The sequence below is a fragment of the Bradyrhizobium mercantei genome, assembly GCF_001982635.1.
Classification (GTDB): Bacteria; Pseudomonadota; Alphaproteobacteria; order Rhizobiales; family Xanthobacteraceae; genus Bradyrhizobium; species Bradyrhizobium mercantei.
Genome location: NZ_MKFI01000002.1, coordinates 622,240 through 640,222 on the forward strand (window position 1 = coordinate 622,240; position 17,983 = coordinate 640,222).

Sequence of the window (17,983 nt, forward strand, 5' to 3'; positions counted from 1 at the left end):
AATCACGAGGGGAGCTGATGGAACACACGCTCAGAAGTATAGCCGCCGCAATGGGTCTTGTAAGAAAGGTAGCCATTGGCTGCGTCTGCTGGATCATCTGCATTTCGTCAGCAAGTGCCTACAAGAGGCTTGCAGGCGATTGGACATATCAGGCTAGTCCGCTCGAAAGTCACATCGTTGTATGCGAAAAAGGGGTTCCGCCGGGCACCGCAACTATTATCAAAGAGGCTGCTGCAAAATGGAATTACGCGAGGTTCAAGTTTGTCTTCGACGCAGATTCCTGTGAACCCGACTCGACCGCTTTCTACGTCTACTTCGAACCGGGAGGACGCGATCCCGCTTACACTACTACTATAAAAAGTGGCACGCCTGAAAATCAGCTTAGCATGTGTAAAATGCGGTTTAACGCGGACAGAAATTGGAACTTTTCGTTGAATGACCCCCAGCCGAATCAAAACGACCTCGCGAGCGTGGCCTTGCATGAGTTCGGCCACTGCGTAGGACTTGATGATCTCCCGATGAGTGGCCCAGTTATGCAAGGGGAGCTTCTTCTGGGCACGAAATTACGCGAGCTGCAGGCGGATGACATAGCGGGTCGAAATGCGATCTATGGGCCGGAGTTCTAGGCGTTCGCCCTTACGGATTGAAGCCCGTCACAGTCTGGGAACAATTTCGCCTCTCGCTATTTTACGTTTTGACAATCCTCCGGCGTGAGCTTTCGGACTAGGCCTTGAATCGTGAAGGTGCGGGCAGCCATTTGTCATTGGCCTGCCTGGGAAACATTCTAGGTTCATTCCAATCGGAGAAGCGACTATGCGCCACGCTATTGTTCTTGGTTTGCTTTTTTGTCTCAGTGCCATCACGTCAACGGTCGCATGGTCACTTGATTGCCAATGCATATCGGCGTCAGGGGGATGCAACTTTGCACTCTTCGACGATGCTGCTGGACAGCCTCGACATACTTGGTCACAGGATTTTACGCCGCCCGGCGATAGCTCAACCCCGCATGACCGAGCAGCCGCGTGCTGGCGGAAACGCGAAGTACAGAAGCTTGGTGATGGGCTGTGCTGTAGCTTCAACAACAACGAGACCGACGCAGACCGCTACTTCAGGGGAGATGATTAGCTTCAGGGAGACCTATCCGTCCCGCTTGCTTATGCCGACTTCCGCTGCGGCTTCTTTGCGACTGCTTCCCGCGCATACTTCTTGCCGGCGATCGGCATCAACATCTCCTTCTGGCCAGCGGAAGCTTTCTTTGCCTTCTTCGCTGTTTTCTTCGAAGCGGCAGTCCTGTCCGCCGATTTTGCCCCGCCGATGCTCTTCCGCAGCGCATCCATCAGATCGACGACGTTCTCTCCACGAGGACTTTCCTTCGGCACAATTGATTTGCCGGTCCGCTTTTGATTGATGAGATCAACGAGAGCGGCTTCGTACTGGTCCTCGAACTTGTCCGGCTCGAAACTTCCGGACTTTTGCTCGACGATGTGCCTGGCGAGTTCGAGCATGTCCTTCGTGACTTTCACGTCCCGGATATCAGTGGCTCGAGATCGAGTGCTCGCGTTGCAAGACGGCGCGGAAGGTCAACCTCGCGGCGCTGCGACATCCGTCGACGACCTTTGTTCATGACCTTGCCAGCAGGCTGCGGTGCAGCAAATGTGCTAGGGCCGGTCGGCGACCAACCGCTACATTGCGCAATTGGCCCAGCGTTCAGGTCACGCGCCGCCAGAGGTCTGAGATGTGCAACTTGTACTCGATGACGAAGAACGTCGACGCAATCCGTCGCTTGTTCGACGCGCTCAACAGCCGCGTCGGAAACCTGCCGTCGATGCCGGGCATCTTTCCAGACTACCCCGCGCCAATTGTCCGCAATTCATCCGAAGGACGCGAAATTGCGTTGGCGCGCTGAGGCATGCCATCCTCGCAAAAGGCCCTGATGGACGCCACCAAAAAACGGGCTCAAAAACTGCAGGCCAAGGGCACGGCCGTTGATTTCAAGGAACTGCTACGGATGGAGCCGGACAGCGGCACAACGAACATCCGCAACGTCGGCAGTGCCCATTGGAAGCGTTGGTTGGGTCCGGAGCACAGTTGCCTGGTGCCTTTCACATCGTTCAGCGAGTACGACACTATCGATGGCAAGAAGGTGCCCGTGTGGTTCGCTCCGGACGAGGGTCGGCCCCTCCTCGCGTTCGCGGGTCTCTGGACGAACTGGACGAGCGTGCGCAAAACTAAAGAAGGCGAGATCACCGCCGACGTCTATGGCTTTCTAACCTGCGAGCCAAACGTCGAAGTGAAGCGGGTGCACCCAACGGCCATGCCGGTGACCCTGACCTCCGAGAACGAATTCGATATCTGGATGCGCGCTCCCTGGGACGAGGCAAAAGCCCTGCAGCCGCCTCTTGCGGATGGGACGCTAGAGATCGTAGCAAGGGGCGAGAACGAAGACCCCGCACCGGCCGCTTAGATGACGCCGAAGAGGCCGGTAACTACCGGTCCCGCTCCGACAATCATCCTTGCCGACAGAACCGCACCACCTGAATCAAGCGTTCCGCTTCGCTGACGGAAATTTCGGCTCGCGCTTTTCCCTGACTGCAGCCACGCCTTCCTTGGCGTCGTCGCCGAGGAAGCAGAGCATCTCGAGCGCGAGCGAGGCGTCGAAGGCTGGCTGTGACGTACGCATCCAGTTGTTGAGCGAGCGCTTGGTGTAACGGATCGCCATCTGGCTGCCATTGGCGAGCTTGTCTGCGGTCGCCATCGCCTTGTCCATCAACTGCGCTCGCGGCACGCAGAGGCTCACCAGGCCGATGCGCTCAGCCTCCTTGCCGTCTACGAAATCGGCGGTCATCAGGTAGTATTTGGCCTTCGCCATACCACAGAGCAGCGGCCACAGGATCACGGCGTGATCGCCTGCGGACACACCAATCCGGACGTGGCCGTCGGTGATCTTGGCCTCCTCCGCCATGATGCTGATGTCGGCCATGAGCGCGACAGCGAGACCCGCGCCGACCGCGACGCCGTTGATCGCCGAAATAATCGGTTTCTCGCACGCGAGCATGTTGAAGACGATGTCGCCAGCCTCCTTCAGCGTGTCGGCGACCTTGTCGGGGTTACCGACGGTCTCGCCGATCCAGGAAAGATCGCCCCCCGCCGAGAACGCGCGATCGCCGGCACCCGTCACCACGATTACGCGGACCGCGGGATCGTGATTGACCACATCCCAGACCTTGGTGAGCTCCCAGTGCATGCGCGCGTTGGTCGCGTTCATCGCGTCGGCCCGGTTGAGCGTAATGAGCATCGTTCCATTGGACTTCGGATCGAACTTCAGAAACTGGAAATCGGCGTAATTCATGCTCAGGTCCTTTCCTCTGGGTGCGCGGTTCTGGTTCAACAGTAAAATAGTGGGTCGCGCGCCACACCGCGCTTCCTGTATCCGGTACCGGGTTATGCGCCCTGCTCTTCCGTCAGCGTGCGGTGAGATCCCGGCCGATGACCTGGCGCTGGATCTGGTTCGTCCCTTCCCAGATTTGGGTGATCTTGGCCTCGCGCATCAGGCGCTCGACACGATGCTCTCGGGTGTAGCCGTGGCCGCCGAACATCTGCACGGCTTCCGTTGTCAAGCGCATGGCGAGATCGCTGGCCTTGATCTTGATCATGGATGCTTCGACGCCGATGTCCTTTTCCCCCTCGTCGACCAGGCGACCGACGTGATCCAACAGCAACCGGGCCGACAGGAGTTCGGTCGCGAGGTCGGTCATCATGAACGTGTTCGCTTGATGCTGCACGACGGGCTTACCACCTTGGATTCGCTCGTTTGTGTATTCGAGCATGTCCTTGAAGGCCGCCGACGCGATGCCGAGCGCTTGGGCACCGACGCTCGGGCGCGACTTGTTGAGGGTCGCGATCATGACCTTCATGCCGTCGCCCGGCTTGCCGAGCAGGTTCGACCGCGGCACCCGGCAGTCGGTGAAGGCGAGAGCCGCCGTCGATGAGGCGTGCGTACCCATCTTCTTCTCGAGACGCAGCGTCTCGAAGCCGGGCGTCCCCTTCTCAACCAGCACTGCGCTCACCGCTTTCGGCGAATCCTCGATCTCGGTCCACTTTCCAAACAAGAGCACGAAGTCAGCCACATCACCCGTTGTGATGAAGATCTTTTCGCCGTTGATTACGATTGAGTCGCCGTCGGGTCGGAATTTCGTACGAATATTACCCGCGTCGGATCCGGCATGCGGCTCGGTGATCGCGAGCGCGCCAAGCGCGCCCTCGGCGAACCGAGGCAGAAAACGCTTCTTTTGTTCCGCGTCACCGAACTCGATGATCGGCTTGGCGGTAGCGCTGTTGGTGCCGAAGATGATTCCGGTCGCCGCGCAGGCAGCGGAGATGATTCGCACGACTTCCAGATAGCACCGGTACGTGATCGGGGTGCCGCCGTACTCCTCGGGCACGAAGATGCCGCTCAGACCAATGGCGCGCAGATCCTCGATGTTCTTCCAGGGAAACTCCTTTCGCTCGTCATAGCCTTCCGCGCGGGGCGCGATGGCTTCGCCCGCCAGACGCGACACCTGCTCGAGCACGATGGCCTCCTCGGAGGTCCAATTGCGCGATCTCTCGAAATGCTCAAACGACTTCACAGCGAAATCCTCCTTTGCGCGCCGGACGCATTGCGCCGGCGTTATATGTCAAGATATTTGCGTAAACGAGGCTCTCGGGGTTTTACCCGACGGTCTACCTCACGCCACGCAGTGTGCGCCTATGCCATTTTTTGCATTTGTTTGATTTTTCCCTCTCAGGCCAATAGCCGCAGTTGGTTCCAACCATGCAACATGATATAACAACATATTGCTATAAATGGCAAGTCCAAGGGAGGATTTATGAAGGCCTTTTCGATCGCCGTTCTGGGTGCGTCACTGCTGCTCGCGTCCGCGGCTTACTCGCAGACTACATTGAAGATCGGTGTTCTCACGGACCTGAGCGGGCCGTACGCGGATCTGTCCGGCCAGGGCTCGATCATCGGCACACAGCTGGCCGTCGACGAGTTCAAGACCCAGCACAAGGACTTCACCATCGAGGTGATCTCGGCGGATCATCAGAACAAGCCGGATATCGGCGGCACGATCGCACGAAAGTGGTTCGACCAAGAAGGAGTGGACGCGATCATCGACGTCGCCAACTCCGGTGTGGCGTTAGCTGTCAACCAAATCGCGAAGGACAAGGACAAGGTGTTCCTTGCTACGGGCCCGGCGACCTCCGACCTTACGGGCAAGGCTTGTTCCCCGAACACGGTGCACTGGACGTATGACACCTATGCGCTCAGCCACGGCACCGGCGGCGCGCTCGTCAAGGCCGGTGGTGACACTTGGTTCTTCCTGACCGCTGACTACGCGTTCGGTCAGGCGCTCGAACGCGACACCAGCTCGGTCATTGTCGCACAGGGTGGCAAGGTCGCGGGCAGCGTAAAGCATCCGCTCAACACCAGCGACTTCTCGTCCTTCCTTCTGCAGGCGCAGTCAGCGAAGACGAAGATCATCGGTCTGGCGAATGCCGGCGCCGACACGGTAAACGCCATCAAGCAGGCAAGCGAGTTCGGCATTACCGAAAATACCAAGCTCGCAGCACTCCTGTTCTTCATCACCGACGTGCACAGTCTTGGTCTGAAGGCATCGCACGGCCTCGTCCTTACCGAGGCGTACTACTGGGATCTGAACGACGGATCGCGCGCCTTCGCAAAGAGATTTGCCGAGAAGGCCCCAGGGCGCGCCCCCTCGCAGATCCATGCGGGAGCTTATTCCGCCACGCTGCACTATCTGAAAGCGGTGGCGGCTGCTTCCGGGAACAAGTCCGGCGCGGCGGTGGTCTCAGAGATGAAGAAGCTGCCGACCAGTGACGCCGCATTCGGCGAAGGGTCGGTCCGCGAGGACGGCCGCCACCTTCACGAGATGTACCTGTTCGAGGTCAAGAAACCCGAGGAGTCGAAGGGCGCCTGGGACTATTACAAGCTTCTCGCGACGATCCCGGCGAACGACGCCTTCCGGCCCCTGTCCGAGAGCGCCTGCCCGTTCGTTAAGAAGTGACCTCGCCGGCGCCTCTGATGCTTCGTCAGGGGCGCCGTTTGCCTTTGCTTCGCTCGCGCTTGGGCTGTTCGAGGCTCACCTTCGTCAACAGGCCCTGCAGCGAATTGAGGTAGTGCGCGAACGCGACCCGATCGTCGAATTTGAAGCCGCTCACCGCCTGATCGTAGAACTGGAAGATGCGCTCGCGGAGCTCTTTCCAGAAGGCAAACCCCTCCGGCGTGAGTTTGACGACCCGCCCGCGCTTATCGTCCGGGTCGGTCACTCTCTCGACGAGGCCATCGCGCTCGAGGCGCTTCAGGACCCCGTCCAGATTCTGACGGCTGACGACCAGGAAGTCGGCCAAGGTGCCGACGGATACGCCGTAGGTCGGTCGCGGGTCGGACAGGGCACCGAGCACCGCCCATTGGACCGTCGTGACGCCGAGCTCCTTGACGGCCTGTTTCTGCAGCGTGTTCGCCACCTGGAAAAGCCGGAAGAATATCCGGTTGTTCAGGTGGTCTGCGATACGCTCAGCATTGCCGGCAGGCGGGGCACCCGGCTGTTCGCCGGGTACCGCCTCAACAGCCTTCCGCGAGTTCCTCACCGAAGCCATTTCGCCTACCGATTCCGATACTATTCCCGCTTTCCTGCCTCGAAAGAGCATGAGAACGGCCGCAACGCAACAATAGGAGACCGATAATCGTGAGAAACCCCCGGGTACCTCACCCGTTCATGGTCAGGCCGCCGGAGACGCTGATGACCTGCCCGGTCATGAAATTGGCGTCGTCGCTGGAAAGGAAAGCGACGAGCCCCGGGATGTCCTCGGGCTGCCCCAGTCGCTTCAACGGGATGGCCTTCTTGAGGCCGTCGTAGATCTTCTGGCCGTACTCGCCCTCGCCGACGAACGAGCGCAGCAGCGCGGTGTCGGTCGGCCCCGGACAAACCACGTTGACCCGAACGTTGTCGCGGGCGGTCTCCCGCGCGATGGTCTTGGAGAAAGCAATGAGACCCCCCTTGCAGGCGGAGTACACGGACTCGCCGGACGAGCCGACGCGTCCGGCGTCCGAGGCCACGTTGACGACCTTGCCACCGCCACCGGCGATCAGATGCGGTAGCGCTGCCTTGTGCAGATTGAGCGGCCCCTTGAGGTTGATCGCGATGATCTTGTCCCAGAGATCGGGCTCCGTCTTCAGGAAGGGCGAAGCGACGTCCCAGCCGGCGTTGTTGACGAGAATGTCGAGTTTCCCGAACTGCGCGGCCCCCCGGTCGACGGCTTCCTTCACCTTCGCATAGTCGGTAATGTCGACCGTCAAGCAGAAGAGACGCCTTTCGTCGGCGCCGAGGCCGGTGGCCAACTGCTTCAGCGCGTCGGCGTTGACATCAAGAGCGACGACGCTGGCTCCCTCCTCAAGGAAGCGCCGGCATATTTCCCGGCCGATGCCGCCGGCAGCGCCGGTCACGACCGCTACGCGTTTATCAAGACCTCTCATTGCCCTACTCCGTCATGCTGTTGGCGCTCATGCGCCGCGGGCGCGGTCGCGAAGCTTGAACTTCTGAACCTTCCCGGTGGACGTACGCTCGATCGGACCGAAGACGAACTTCCTCGGCAACTTGAACTTGGCGAGCCTGGCCCGGCAGAATTCGAGCATCTCCTCTGCCGAGATCTTTCCATCGTGGCCTTCCTTGAGCTCCACGAAGACGCAAGGCGTCTCGCCCCAGCGTTCATCCTTCATAGCGACGGCAGCCGCGTACGAAACGGACGGATGCTGGAACACGACCTCCTCGATTTCGATCGACGAGATGTTCTCTCCTCCCGAAATGATGATGTCCTTCGAGCGGTCCTTGATCTCGATGTAGCCGTCCGGATGGGTGACGGCGAGATCGCCAGTTCGATACCAGCCGCCCGCGAAGGCCTCGTCGGTCGCGGCCGGATTCTTGAGATAGCCCTTCATGCCGTTGTTGCCGCGGAATAGGATCTCGCCGATCGTCGTCCCATCAAGCGGCAGAGGTTCGAGTGTCACGGGGTCGCCGACGATCATATCGTCGGTTACGACGGTGCGCACACCCTGACGCGCCATCTGCTTCGACCGCTGTTCGGCCGAAAGTGTGTTCCACTCGCGATGCCAGTCGCAGAGCGCTGCCACACCGTGTACCTCAGTCATGCCGTAGACATGCCGGACGACGAAGCCGAGCTCCTCGGTCGACTTGAGGATGGGAGCCGGTGGCGCCGCGCCCGCTGTCATGATCGCCACGGGCCGCTTGAGCTTGATACCTGTCTTCGCCGCACCTTCTATCAGCATGCCGAGCACGGTCGGAGCGCCGCACATATGCGTCACGCTAAACTTGTCGATCGAGTCGAAGATTTCTGCGGGAAGCACGCGGCGCAGGCAGACGTGCGTGCCGCCGATCGCCGCCACGGCCCAAGAAAAGCACCAGCCGTTCACATGAAACATCGGCAGGGTCCAGAGATAGACGGAGTCACTGCTAAGCTGATGATGGATGATTTGGCTCAGTGTGTTCAGATAGCAGCCACGATGATGATAGAGTGCACCCTTCGGATTACCAGTGGTACCGGAAGTGTAGTTCAGCGTGATCGCGTCGAACTCGTCTTCGGGCCAGCGTACTTGCCCGTTCGGGTCGCCGCGCCCAATGAACGCTTCGTAATCGAGGTCCCCGATCAGTTCCCCCCCCTCGGCATACGGATCGTCGATGTGAACGACCAGGGGACGACTCTTAAGTTTCGCCAAGGCGGCTGACGCGACCTCACTCCACTGGCGGTCGACGATGAAGACCTTTGTCTCGGAGTGCTCGAGAATGAAGGCGATGGCCGCGGCGTCCAGGCGCGTATTCAGCGTGTTAAGGATCGCGCCCGACATCGGCACGCCGAAGTGGGCTTCCAACATCGCCGGTGTGTTCGGGCAGAGTATGGCGACGACGTCGCCCTCGCCGGCGCCGGCGCCTTTTAACGCGGACGCAAGCTGCCGGCAGCGGCGGTCGTGGTCGCGCCATGTGTAGGAGATGTCACCGTGGATCACCGCCGTCCGATCAGGAAAGACGTCGGCGGCGCGCCGGAGAAACTGAATCGGCGTCATCGGACTGAAGTTCGCCGGCCGGCGCCTCAGAAAGTCGGCACTGAGATCTATCGTCATTGAATGTTCCCTCGTCCAGCTTTGATCCGGCGTTCTCCGCGCTGTTTTCCGTCAGATGCGGTTACCGAGGATCGCGCCTTCATAGATGGCACGTTTGGCGTCGAGCTCGCCGGCGAGCCGCGCTCCTCCGATCACATGCGCGGTCTGACCGTTCGCCGTGATCGCGTCGGCGATGGCACGATCCGACTCCTGGCCCGCGCAAACAACGATCGTGTCGGCGGCAAGGACCTCGATGCGGTCCGGCAGCGCGATGTGCATGCCTTCGGCATCGATCTTCAGATACTTCGCTTCGGCTATCTGACGGACCTTCAGGTCCTTGAGCTCCTGACGCAAAATCCAACCGGTGCTCTTGCCGAGCGTGCGGCCAAACGCACCTGGCGAGCGCTTGACCATGGTGATCTGTCGCTTCGGGGGATGATGCTTAGGCTTTCCCTCGATACCCCAGCGCTCGAAGAACTCTTCACGTGTCTGGCGGCGGCCGCCCGTTTCCATGGCAAGGAAAAGCGCGACGTCGTGACCGATGCCGCCGCCGCCGATGACCACGACTCGATCGCCGGCCTTGACCTTGCCGCTCAGGATGTCGGTGTACCCGACGACGCGCGGATCGCCGCCGCCGGGAATATCGATCAAACGCGGATTGATGCCGCTCGATACGACGACCTCGTCGTAGTTCTCGCGCTTCAGGGTCTGCGCATCCACCGCGGTGCCGGTCTTGATCTCAACGCCGGCGTCGGCCAATTGCGCTTCGTAACTCTTCAGCGAGAGGCCATAGTCCTCCTTGCCGGGAATGACGGCAGCGAGCGCGAATTGACCGCCGATGCGCGGCGCAGCCTCGAACAGCGTGACGTGATGACCGCGGCGCCCTGCTTCGAGCGCGGCGGCCATCCCAGCGACGCCGGCGCCCACCACCGCAACGCGCTTGATCGACGCGGCAGGCCCATCGGCGAACTCGCTCTCGCGCGCCGCGCGCGGGTTGACCAGGCAGGTGATCACCTGGTCGGTGAAATAGTGGTCCAAGCAGGCCTGGTTGCAGGCGATGCAGATATTGACAAGATCGGGGCGCCCACGCGCCACCTTGTTGACGAACTCCGCGTCGGCCAGCAGCGGCCTCGCCATCGAGACCAGATCTGCAGAGCCGTCGGAGATGATCTGCGCGGCGTCCTCCGGTAGATTGATCCGGTTACTCGCTGTGACGGGAATCTTCACGACCCCCTTCAGACGACGGGTCGACTCGATAAACGCGGCGTGGGGAACGGGGCCAGCGATCGTCGGCACGGCGGCCTCGTGCCAACCGACGCCGGTCGAGATGCAATCGGCGCCAGCCTTCTCTACTTCCTTCGCCAGCCAAAGAATTTCGTCTTGGGTCAATCCCCCCTCAATTAGCTCAAGAGCCGAAATGCGGTAAGAGATCAGTCCCTCGCCGATGGCTGCACGGACCGCGCGCACGACGGAGATCGGAAAGCGGCCGCGATTCTCCAGCGAACCACCCCACCGATCGGACCGGTGGTTCGTCCGCGGCGCGAGGAATTCGCTGATCAGATAGCCCTCCGAGCCCATGATCTCGACGCCGTCGTACCCCGCTTCCATCGCGAGTTGCGCGGTCGTCGCGTAGTCACGGATGGTCTGCTCGATCTGCTCGTCGGTCAGCTCGGCCGGCACGTCGCGGTTGATCGGCGACTTGATCGGCGATGGGGCAACGACGGCGGGATGATAGCCGTAGCGGCCGGCATGCAGGATCTGAAGCAGGATGCACCCTCCGGCGGCGCGGACAGGTCCGGCAATCTTCCTGTGATCAGCAATCTGGTCCGGGCGCTCGAACGTCCCTGGTTCATTCTTCATGCGTCCAGCGAAGTTCGGCGCGAAACCGCCGGTAACGATCAGGCCGGCGCCTCCCTTGGCGCGCTCGGCATAAAAGCGTCCCAACTCGTCGAAGCGCTCGGGGTGATGCTCAAGGCCGGTGTGCATCGATCCCATGACAATTCGACTCTTGAGGGTCACAGAACCCACCCGAATGGAATCGAGAAGCACTGACCGAGCGTCCATGGGCGATCCTCCGAGTTTTTGATGAGCCTTGAATGGCCCCCGCCAACTCTACATACTCAGCCAGTATTTTATGTCAACATATTTATATATTGCCGACCAATCGAATCCAAATGCGTGGGCGGCCGACGGTCATTGGTCTAAGCGAATATGCCTCCAATATTTGAGACTTGGGTGAGAACCCAACTCAACCCAACCCTCGCCCGTAATGCAATATATTGTCATTATAGCCGATCGCGGAGAAGCGCATCTCGGCGGAAATTAAGATAGCCGCCCCCGTCCGGGTGTGCAGTCCTGCATCTGGCATCGAGCGAAAAGGAACCCGACGCGACTGGGCGCGTCGGGTTCAAGTAACGAGGATTCGGTCGTCCAGAACCCTCTTGGTCCGGCCAGGAGGGGCCGAATTCTGTCTTCAAGCATCCCAACAGGGATACAAATTGAGGGATCGAGGGCGCGAACGGCTTTTGACGAGTTGCTCGGTCCGTTCCGCCGTTCCGATCTTATGCGGTGCTCGACTTCGCCGACGAGCTCCGACGAAAGGTCCGTACGTGGGCCACGAACATCACGCGCTGGATCAGCGTCGCCTAATTTGTCTGGCCCGGCTGCAACCCGTCGTAACCCTCGACGACTACCAGATCGGCGATTGAGACAGGTGTGCGGAGCGCTTTTGCCACTTGGTACTCAGGTGAGCGATAGCAATCGAGAGCCGCCTGATAGTCAGGAAATTCGATCACCACGATCCGCGAACGCGGCACACCTTCGACCTTTTCAGCCGATCCGCCCCGGATGAGAAAGCGCGCACCATACTTCTCGAGTGCGATCGCGTTCTCGCGAACATATGCCTTATAGGTCTCCGGATCCTGGACATCCACCATGCTGACCCAATACCCCTTCGCCATCCTAATCTCTCCTGTTTCAAATTAACCAGCCGTTCATATCCGCGGCGCTTCCGATCTTCAGAGGGTACTGGTACTGGTACTGGTACTGGTACTGGTACTGGGGAAGGATCTTGAAAGCGCAAGGTTGACGCTTGCATGCGCCGCTAATCATGCTCCGCATGTCTGCCGCGAGAGCATGACAGGCGGGGAGCGGACGTTAGGCAACCTGTTCGTATAGCAATCGCATGGCGGCTCCGAGCCGCCTGACAGCTTCATCCAAACGATCGGGTGGATTGAGCGTGAAGTTTAGGCGTAAGCCGCTGCGATCTTCACCTTGCGGATCAAATACCCTGCCCGGCGCCACCAGGACTCCCGTCTTAAGCCCCGCCGATACCACCGCGTCCGTGTCGAGCGAACGGTCGCGCGCGGTGGCCCAAATGAACATGCCGCCGACCGGAACGTCCCATTCGAACCAATCTGACAGGTGTTCATCCATCGCTGCGGCCAGCGCATCTCGCCTTTCACGATAGAGCCCGAGCAATTTGGGGCGCATCCGCTCCGTCAACCCGCCCCGCATCGCTGCCAAAGCGATCCGTTGTGCCATGCCGTTCGAACACAATGCCGCGCTCTGCTTGGCAGTCGTCAGCGCCTGGATGATGTCGGGCGAGCCGATGGCCCACGCAACGCGCAACCCAGGGACCAGTTCCTTGGAAAAAGTGCCGAGATAAACAACGGGACCCCGATAGGCTTCACCGGGCGCCAAGTCAGCCGAGAGCTCGATCAAGCGCGGCAAGGGCGTCTCGTCGTAGTATAGCGAGCCATATGGATCGTCCTCGACGATCCATACCCCTGTGCGATGTGCAGCGTCGACCAGCGCTCGGCGAGCGGCCAGGCCAACCAATTTTCCGGTTGGATTTGAGAAATTCGGAACAGCATAGACAAATTGTGCCTTTGCCGACGACAAATCTAAATCACCAGCCTCCGCCCTCAAACAGTGATACCGCGGTTGCCTTGGCCGCCAGGCGTCGAGCGCACCGGCATACATGGGGAATTCACCCGCTACTACTCCGCCTGCTTCTAGCAAAACCTTTCCAATGAGATCTAGCGCCTGGGTGCCCCCAGCTGTGATCAACACATTGCTTCGATCAAGACGCAGCGATTGCGTACTAAAGCGAGACGCAATAGCGTCGCGCAACTCCACCAACCCGTCAGTGGGCCCGTACCCCAAACTGTCGCGAGGAAACTCCCTAACGACAGCTTGGGAGAGCGCCGCCAGTTCCTCGACCGGAAACGTCTCGGGTGCCGGAAGTCCGCCGGCGATGTTGATCAATCCTGGAACGCGTTCAGCGGCCACAAATCGGCTGGTCAGGTCATTGGTGCTCGATAACCAATTCGCGAACGCTGGCCGGACAGCGTCACTCTCTACGTTCCGTGCAAGGTAAGGAGTTGTCATTCTGGTCGTCGCATTTCTTTGGGGTCTCTCAATCGTACACTTTGGATTGAGGTGGTTGAGTGCGTTGTTCGCTGCGTTTCCCGTCGGCTGCAATCGAATATTTCAACAATCGGCGCATTCTTGGCACGCGATTCCAGATTGGCTCTAGCTATAGCTAGGCGAGCCCATCGCGTCTTCGGGGACCAACACTGGATTCACCCCAGGTTTGTCCGAGCTGCCGGAAAAACAGCCTGCCTCTCAAGTTGAGCTTGCGACGTATCGGCTCAGCCGCGCGTTTTGTCTCGCCTATAGGCCACGCTGGCGCGTCGCGGCGGCGCAAAGGCTGAAGTGCCGTAAGCCTCGAACAGCGCCTTGCTTGCGTGATAGTGGTTGGCGAGACCGCCGCGAACAACCCTCTCAATCGGGCCGTCGGGATAGCCGAGACCAAGCTTACAGGTCAGATCCATATCGGCCTGGCTCGCCAATCCCTCGTCGAGGAAGCGCAGCGCTGCGTTGTACTTCGGGATGACAAGACGGTCGATGATCCGGCCGGCCTGATCACTGCACACCACGACCTCAAATCCTGCCGCAGCGAACATCTCACGTGCCGCGGCGACGGCCTTCTCACTGGTGTTCGCATGTCGAACCAATTCCACGAGATTCGACGGCTTGTCATGGCCGTTGCGATAGCGAGCGAAGCCCAGCACGTTGATGCTCGTGGATTCCTGATCGTCGATATGCTCTCCAAGGCACTCGTTCAACAGCTCGATCAGGATGGCAGCCTTGGCGTGATCCGGCTTGAACCGTGCACCGCTGAAAATGACAATCTCCGCCGTATCAGGCTCCGATTGAGCGCAAAAAAATGCGTCGTCTTCGGGAAAGGAGCGGCTCGGCTTGGATTTTACGAACGTATATCGCATGATTTCATGCTCCGAACATGGAGTTGCCTTCATAGGTGAAGAAGCCTCTGCCGGATTTGCGTCCGAGGAGGCCCGCGGCCACCATCCGTCGCAACAACGGCGGCGTTGCTGCCCGCGGATCAAGCGTGATCGGATAGAACGCCTCGCAAAGCCGTACCTGGGTATCGAGACCGATCAGGTCGATCAGCTCCAGCGGGCCCATCTTGTAGCCGAGCCCCGCCTTGATCGCGCGATCGATGTCGGCCGGTTCTGCCACGCCGGCTTCAACCGCTCGTATTGCGTCGTTGTTGAACGGCACAAGAAGCGCGTTGAGGATGAAGCCAGGCTTGTCCTGGGTCTTCACCGGAGTCTGACCGCAGGCCTCGGTCCACTGCCAGGCGGTCTTGAACGTGTCGTCGGATGTCAGGATGCCGGGCGACATTTCAATCAACTTCATCAATTGGGCCGGGAGGCAGAAATGCATGCCGACGGCACGCTCCGGTCGCTTCGAACCCGAAGCAATTTCCGTGATTGACAAGGTCGACGTGTTCGAGGCGAAAATGGTGTCCTCCGCGCACACCGCGTCGAGGCGGCCCAGCAGTTCGCGCTTCGCGGCGAGATCCTCGAACACAGCTTCGATCACCAAATCGCAGTCGGCTAGATCCTCGATCCTGGTGGTCTGGGACATCGATGTGAGAACTTGATCCCTCTTCGCGCTGTCGAGCTTGCCCCGAGCGACCGATTTATCGAGGAAGCCGGCCGACTGCCTGGCTGCCTTCTCAAGACCGTCGCCGGATCGATCAAAGCATACCGTCGCAAAGCCGGCTCGAGCCGCCACGAGTGCGATCCCGGCGCCCATGGTTCCTGCTGCGCCACAGACCCCAACAGTCTTGATGGTTTTCGTCATTTCGTTACGAAGCTCCGTCCGATTAACTGGCGATGGACCTGGTTCGTCCCCTCCCAGATTTGAGTGATCTTGGCGTCGCGCATCAGACGCTCGACCCTGAAGTCGCTGCAATAGCCGTAACCGCCATGCATCTGGACCGCTTCAGCGGCGATACGGTTGGCGACATCGGAGGCCTTCATCTTGGCTATTGAGGCTTCAAGTCCAAAGTCCTTGTCGTCGGCGTCGATCCGCTCCGCCAGACGATCCAACCAGAGTTCGGCCATGGCGAGATCGGTCGCAAGATCGGCCAGCAGGAATTGATTGGCCTGGAACTCGATGATCCTGCGTCCCGATTGCTTGCGCTCGTTGATGTAGGCCGTCGTGTCCTTGAAGGCGGCGGTCGCAATGCCGAGGGCGTGCGCCGCAATGCTGGGACGCGATCGGTTGAGCGACGCGAGCAAGATGCCGAGACCGTCGCCAGGACGCCCGAGAAGATTCGCCTGTGGGACCCGACAGCCGTCGAAACGAAGCGAGGCGGTTGATGATCCACGGTGCCCCATCTTCTTTTCGAGCCCTGTAACCTCAAATCCCGGCGTTCCCTTCTCAAGCACCAGCACCGAGATTGACTTGCGCGGATCGTCGACCTCTGCGTATTTCCCGAACAGCAGGATACGGTCCGCGACGTCGCCGTTGGTGATGAAGAGCTTGGTGCCGTCGACCACGATATCGTCTCCGTCCGGGCGGAACCTGGTCTTCATGCCAGTTGCGTCCGAGCCCGCGGTCTCCTCGGTGATGGCGAGCGCGGCAAGCCCACCTTCGGCGATCCGCGGCAACAGTCTCGCCTTTTGCTCCTCCGATCCGAACTCGATCAACGGCTTCATCGCATGGAAATTGGTGGCGTACACAATGCCGGTCGATGCGCAGGCCTCGGCGATCCTACGCACCACCGCCAAATAGAGTTTGAAAGACATCGGCGTTCCGCCGAAGGCTTCCGGGACGAAGATTGCGTTCAGGCCGAGTTCGTTGATGGCGTTGACGCTGGCCCAAGGGAAGCCACTGCTTTCGTCCACTTTCGCGGCATTCGGTGCGATCACCTCCGCGGCCAAACGATCGACTTGCACGAGAAGCAGCCGCTCCTCCTCGGTCCAGCGGCGTCCTTGTTCCAATGCTTCGAATATCTTCATCAGAGGTTGGCTCCCTGCCCACCATCGACGTAGATGGTCTCACCGGTCAGAAAGCCGATCTTTTCGGCAAACAGCGCACCAACCAGCCGCGCGACTTCCTGCGGACGGCCGGCCCGCCCGACGGGCACGCGTCGCTTCAACCAGCTTTTGACCTTTTCGTTGGCCAGGAATTCGCGGTTGAGGTCCGTTTCGATGTAGCCGGGAGCGACGTCGAGAACTCGGACGCCGTCCTTTGCCCATTCCGAGGCAAGACATCGGGTGATGGCTCCGACCGCGGCCTTCGAGGCACAATAGGCCAGGTTTTCGGCGACGGCCAAGCGATCGAAGAAAGAGCCGATATTGACAATCAGCCCCTCACCCGACTTCACCAGATGCGGGTAGATTTCGCGACTGGCGACGAGGACTGCGGATGCATTCAGCCGCATGCAGGCTTCGAACTCCGAAAGCGACAGGTCGACGCTCGCTCTCGCCTCGTGCGCTCCGGCATTGTTGACGAGCCCTACGACATGTCCGCGCCGTGCGATCGAAGCAATGGCGGCAGCGATCGACCGTTCGTCAGTCATGTCACAGACGACACCTTCCCCGACCGGCGATTTTCCGCTCCGGGACAGGGCCGCCACCTCGAACCCGCGTCGATCGAGCTCGATCGCGATGGCCTCGCCAATGCCCCTGCTCGCTCCGGTAACGACGACCAGACCGTTACTCATCTCTGAAGGCCGCCTTCCGCTTTTCCGTGAACGCCGCCATCCCTTCCTCGGCGTCCGCCGTACTGAATGCCAAGGTTGAGAGATCCGCTTCGATCTTCAATCCCTCATGGACCGGGACATCGAGCGCGCGTGTCACTGCGTCGCGCGCCAATCCCAGCGCCACGAGACTGTACGATGCAAACTCACGCGCCAGCGCCACTGCCCCGCCGACGGCGCCCCCTTCTACGAGGCGATTGACGAGACCGATCTTTTCGGCTTCCTCGGCGGTCACGGTGCGCCCAAGCATGATCATATCGAGCGCTCTGGCTTCGCCGATGATCCGCGGCAGTCGCTGCGTTCCGCCGTACCCCGGAATGAGACCGAGCTTGATCTCTGGCAGGCCCAGCTTGGCGCTGCGGACAGCCACCCTGAACGTGCAGGCCAGCGCCAGTTCGAGCCCTCCGCCGAAGGCAAAGCCGTTGATCGCGGCCACGGAAGGAAACGGCAGCCGATCGAGCTTCGCGAAGGCGGCTTGACCAAGTTCCGCACCGCGCTTGCGCTCGGTCATGCTGCGACCGCGCAGCTCCTTGATGTCGGCTCCGGCGCAAAATGCTTTCTCGCCTGCGCCGGTGACGATCAGGCTCCTGACCTTCCAGGATGCGACATCGTCCAACGCCTTCGCGATATCGCGAAGGATCGAGAAGGACAGCGCATTGAGCGCATCCGGCCGATTGAGGCGCAGCAAGGCATAGTCGTCGATCTTCGAGAGTTCCACGGTCATC

At 60.3% G+C, this 17,983-nt stretch carries 15 protein-coding genes and 3 pseudogenes; 4 read left to right on the top strand and 14 right to left on the bottom strand.

Annotated elements, in window-relative coordinates:
* Positions 1-17 precede the first annotated feature (17 nt).
* A complete protein-coding gene (locus BI327_RS41030) occupies positions 18-626 on the top strand; it encodes a matrixin family metalloprotease (RefSeq protein WP_159450429.1) in 609 nt (202 codons plus the stop codon).
* Positions 627-1,154: 528 nt separating this feature from the next.
* On the opposite strand, the pseudogene BI327_RS10405 reads toward BI327_RS41030, so the two are convergent.
* A pseudogene (locus tag BI327_RS10405) lies at positions 1,155-1,535 on the bottom strand (Ku protein); the annotation flags it as partial.
* On the opposite strand from BI327_RS10405, the pseudogene BI327_RS43075 reads away from it, so the two are divergent.
* Both BI327_RS43075 and BI327_RS10415 read left to right on the top strand, forming a co-directional pair.
* Positions 1,529-1,734, top strand: a pseudogene (locus BI327_RS43075) (hypothetical protein); the annotation flags it as partial. The pseudogenes BI327_RS10405 and BI327_RS43075 overlap by 7 nt on opposite strands.
* A gap of 1 nt (position 1,735) precedes the next feature.
* Positions 1,736-2,464, top strand: a pseudogene (locus tag BI327_RS10415) (SOS response-associated peptidase).
* Positions 2,465-2,539: 75 nt separating this feature from the next.
* On the opposite strand, the gene BI327_RS10420 reads toward BI327_RS10415, so the two are convergent.
* Both BI327_RS10420 and BI327_RS10425 read right to left on the bottom strand, forming a co-directional pair.
* Complete coding sequence (locus BI327_RS10420; protein ID WP_076860163.1) at positions 2,540-3,349, bottom strand: enoyl-CoA hydratase/isomerase family protein; 810 nt, start codon at positions 3,347-3,349, stop codon at positions 2,540-2,542.
* A gap of 112 nt (positions 3,350-3,461) precedes the next feature.
* A complete protein-coding gene (locus BI327_RS10425) occupies positions 3,462-4,628 on the bottom strand; it encodes an acyl-CoA dehydrogenase family protein (protein ID WP_076860164.1) in 1,167 nt (388 codons plus the stop codon).
* 240 nt (positions 4,629-4,868) lie between these two features.
* Here BI327_RS10425 and BI327_RS10430 point away from each other — a divergent pair, with 240 nt between their 5' ends.
* On the top strand, positions 4,869-6,068 hold the full coding sequence (locus tag BI327_RS10430) for an ABC transporter substrate-binding protein (protein ID WP_076860165.1): 1,200 nt from the start codon (positions 4,869-4,871) through the stop codon (positions 6,066-6,068).
* Between the two features lie 25 nt (positions 6,069-6,093).
* On the opposite strand, the gene BI327_RS10435 is transcribed toward BI327_RS10430, so the two are convergent.
* The 11 genes from BI327_RS10435 to BI327_RS10485 all read right to left on the bottom strand — a co-directional run bounded on the left by BI327_RS10435 (position 6,094) and on the right by BI327_RS10485 (position 17,982).
* A complete protein-coding gene (locus tag BI327_RS10435; RefSeq protein WP_083742018.1) occupies positions 6,094-6,660 on the bottom strand; it encodes a MarR family winged helix-turn-helix transcriptional regulator in 567 nt (188 codons plus the stop codon).
* Between the two features lie 109 nt (positions 6,661-6,769).
* Positions 6,770-7,507 carry a glucose 1-dehydrogenase gene (locus tag BI327_RS10440; RefSeq protein WP_245334764.1) on the bottom strand — a complete coding sequence of 246 codons (738 nt, stop codon included), beginning with the start codon at positions 7,505-7,507 and terminating at the stop codon, positions 6,770-6,772.
* 57 nt (positions 7,508-7,564) lie between these two features.
* Positions 7,565-9,196, bottom strand: a complete 1,632-nt coding sequence (locus tag BI327_RS10445) for an AMP-binding protein (RefSeq protein ID WP_076860167.1) — start codon at positions 9,194-9,196, stop codon at positions 7,565-7,567.
* 51 nt (positions 9,197-9,247) lie between these two features.
* On the bottom strand, positions 9,248-11,239 hold the full coding sequence (locus BI327_RS10450; RefSeq protein WP_076860168.1) for an NADPH-dependent 2,4-dienoyl-CoA reductase: 1,992 nt from the start codon (positions 11,237-11,239) through the stop codon (positions 9,248-9,250).
* Between the two features lie 581 nt (positions 11,240-11,820).
* Positions 11,821-12,135, bottom strand: coding sequence for a DUF1330 domain-containing protein (locus BI327_RS10455; RefSeq protein WP_076860169.1), 315 nt, complete (start codon positions 12,133-12,135; stop codon positions 11,821-11,823).
* Between the two features lie 196 nt (positions 12,136-12,331).
* Positions 12,332-13,567, bottom strand: coding sequence for an aminotransferase-like domain-containing protein (locus BI327_RS10460; RefSeq protein WP_076860170.1), 1,236 nt, complete (start codon positions 13,565-13,567; stop codon positions 12,332-12,334).
* 263 nt (positions 13,568-13,830) lie between these two features.
* On the bottom strand, positions 13,831-14,466 hold the full coding sequence (locus tag BI327_RS10465; protein ID WP_076860171.1) for a 3-hydroxyacyl-CoA dehydrogenase family protein: 636 nt from the start codon (positions 14,464-14,466) through the stop codon (positions 13,831-13,833).
* A 4-nt stretch (positions 14,467-14,470) separates the two neighbouring features.
* Positions 14,471-15,352, bottom strand: coding sequence for a 3-hydroxyacyl-CoA dehydrogenase family protein (locus tag BI327_RS10470; protein WP_076860172.1), 882 nt, complete (start codon positions 15,350-15,352; stop codon positions 14,471-14,473).
* Entirely contained in the window at positions 15,349-16,515 is a 1,167-nt protein-coding gene (locus BI327_RS10475; RefSeq protein WP_076860173.1) for an acyl-CoA dehydrogenase family protein, read from the bottom strand. The genes BI327_RS10470 and BI327_RS10475 overlap by 4 nt, the downstream gene beginning before the upstream one ends.
* The gene (locus BI327_RS10480; protein ID WP_076860174.1) at positions 16,515-17,222 is read right to left on the bottom strand and encodes an SDR family NAD(P)-dependent oxidoreductase; all 708 of its coding nucleotides are present in this window, start codon (positions 17,220-17,222) and stop codon (positions 16,515-16,517) included. Before BI327_RS10480 ends, BI327_RS10475 begins: the two co-directional genes overlap by 1 nt.
* Positions 17,215-17,982, bottom strand: coding sequence for an enoyl-CoA hydratase/isomerase family protein (locus BI327_RS10485; RefSeq protein WP_076860175.1), 768 nt, complete (start codon positions 17,980-17,982; stop codon positions 17,215-17,217). Before BI327_RS10485 ends, BI327_RS10480 begins: the two co-directional genes overlap by 8 nt.
* Between the last annotated feature and the right edge of the window lies 1 nt (position 17,983).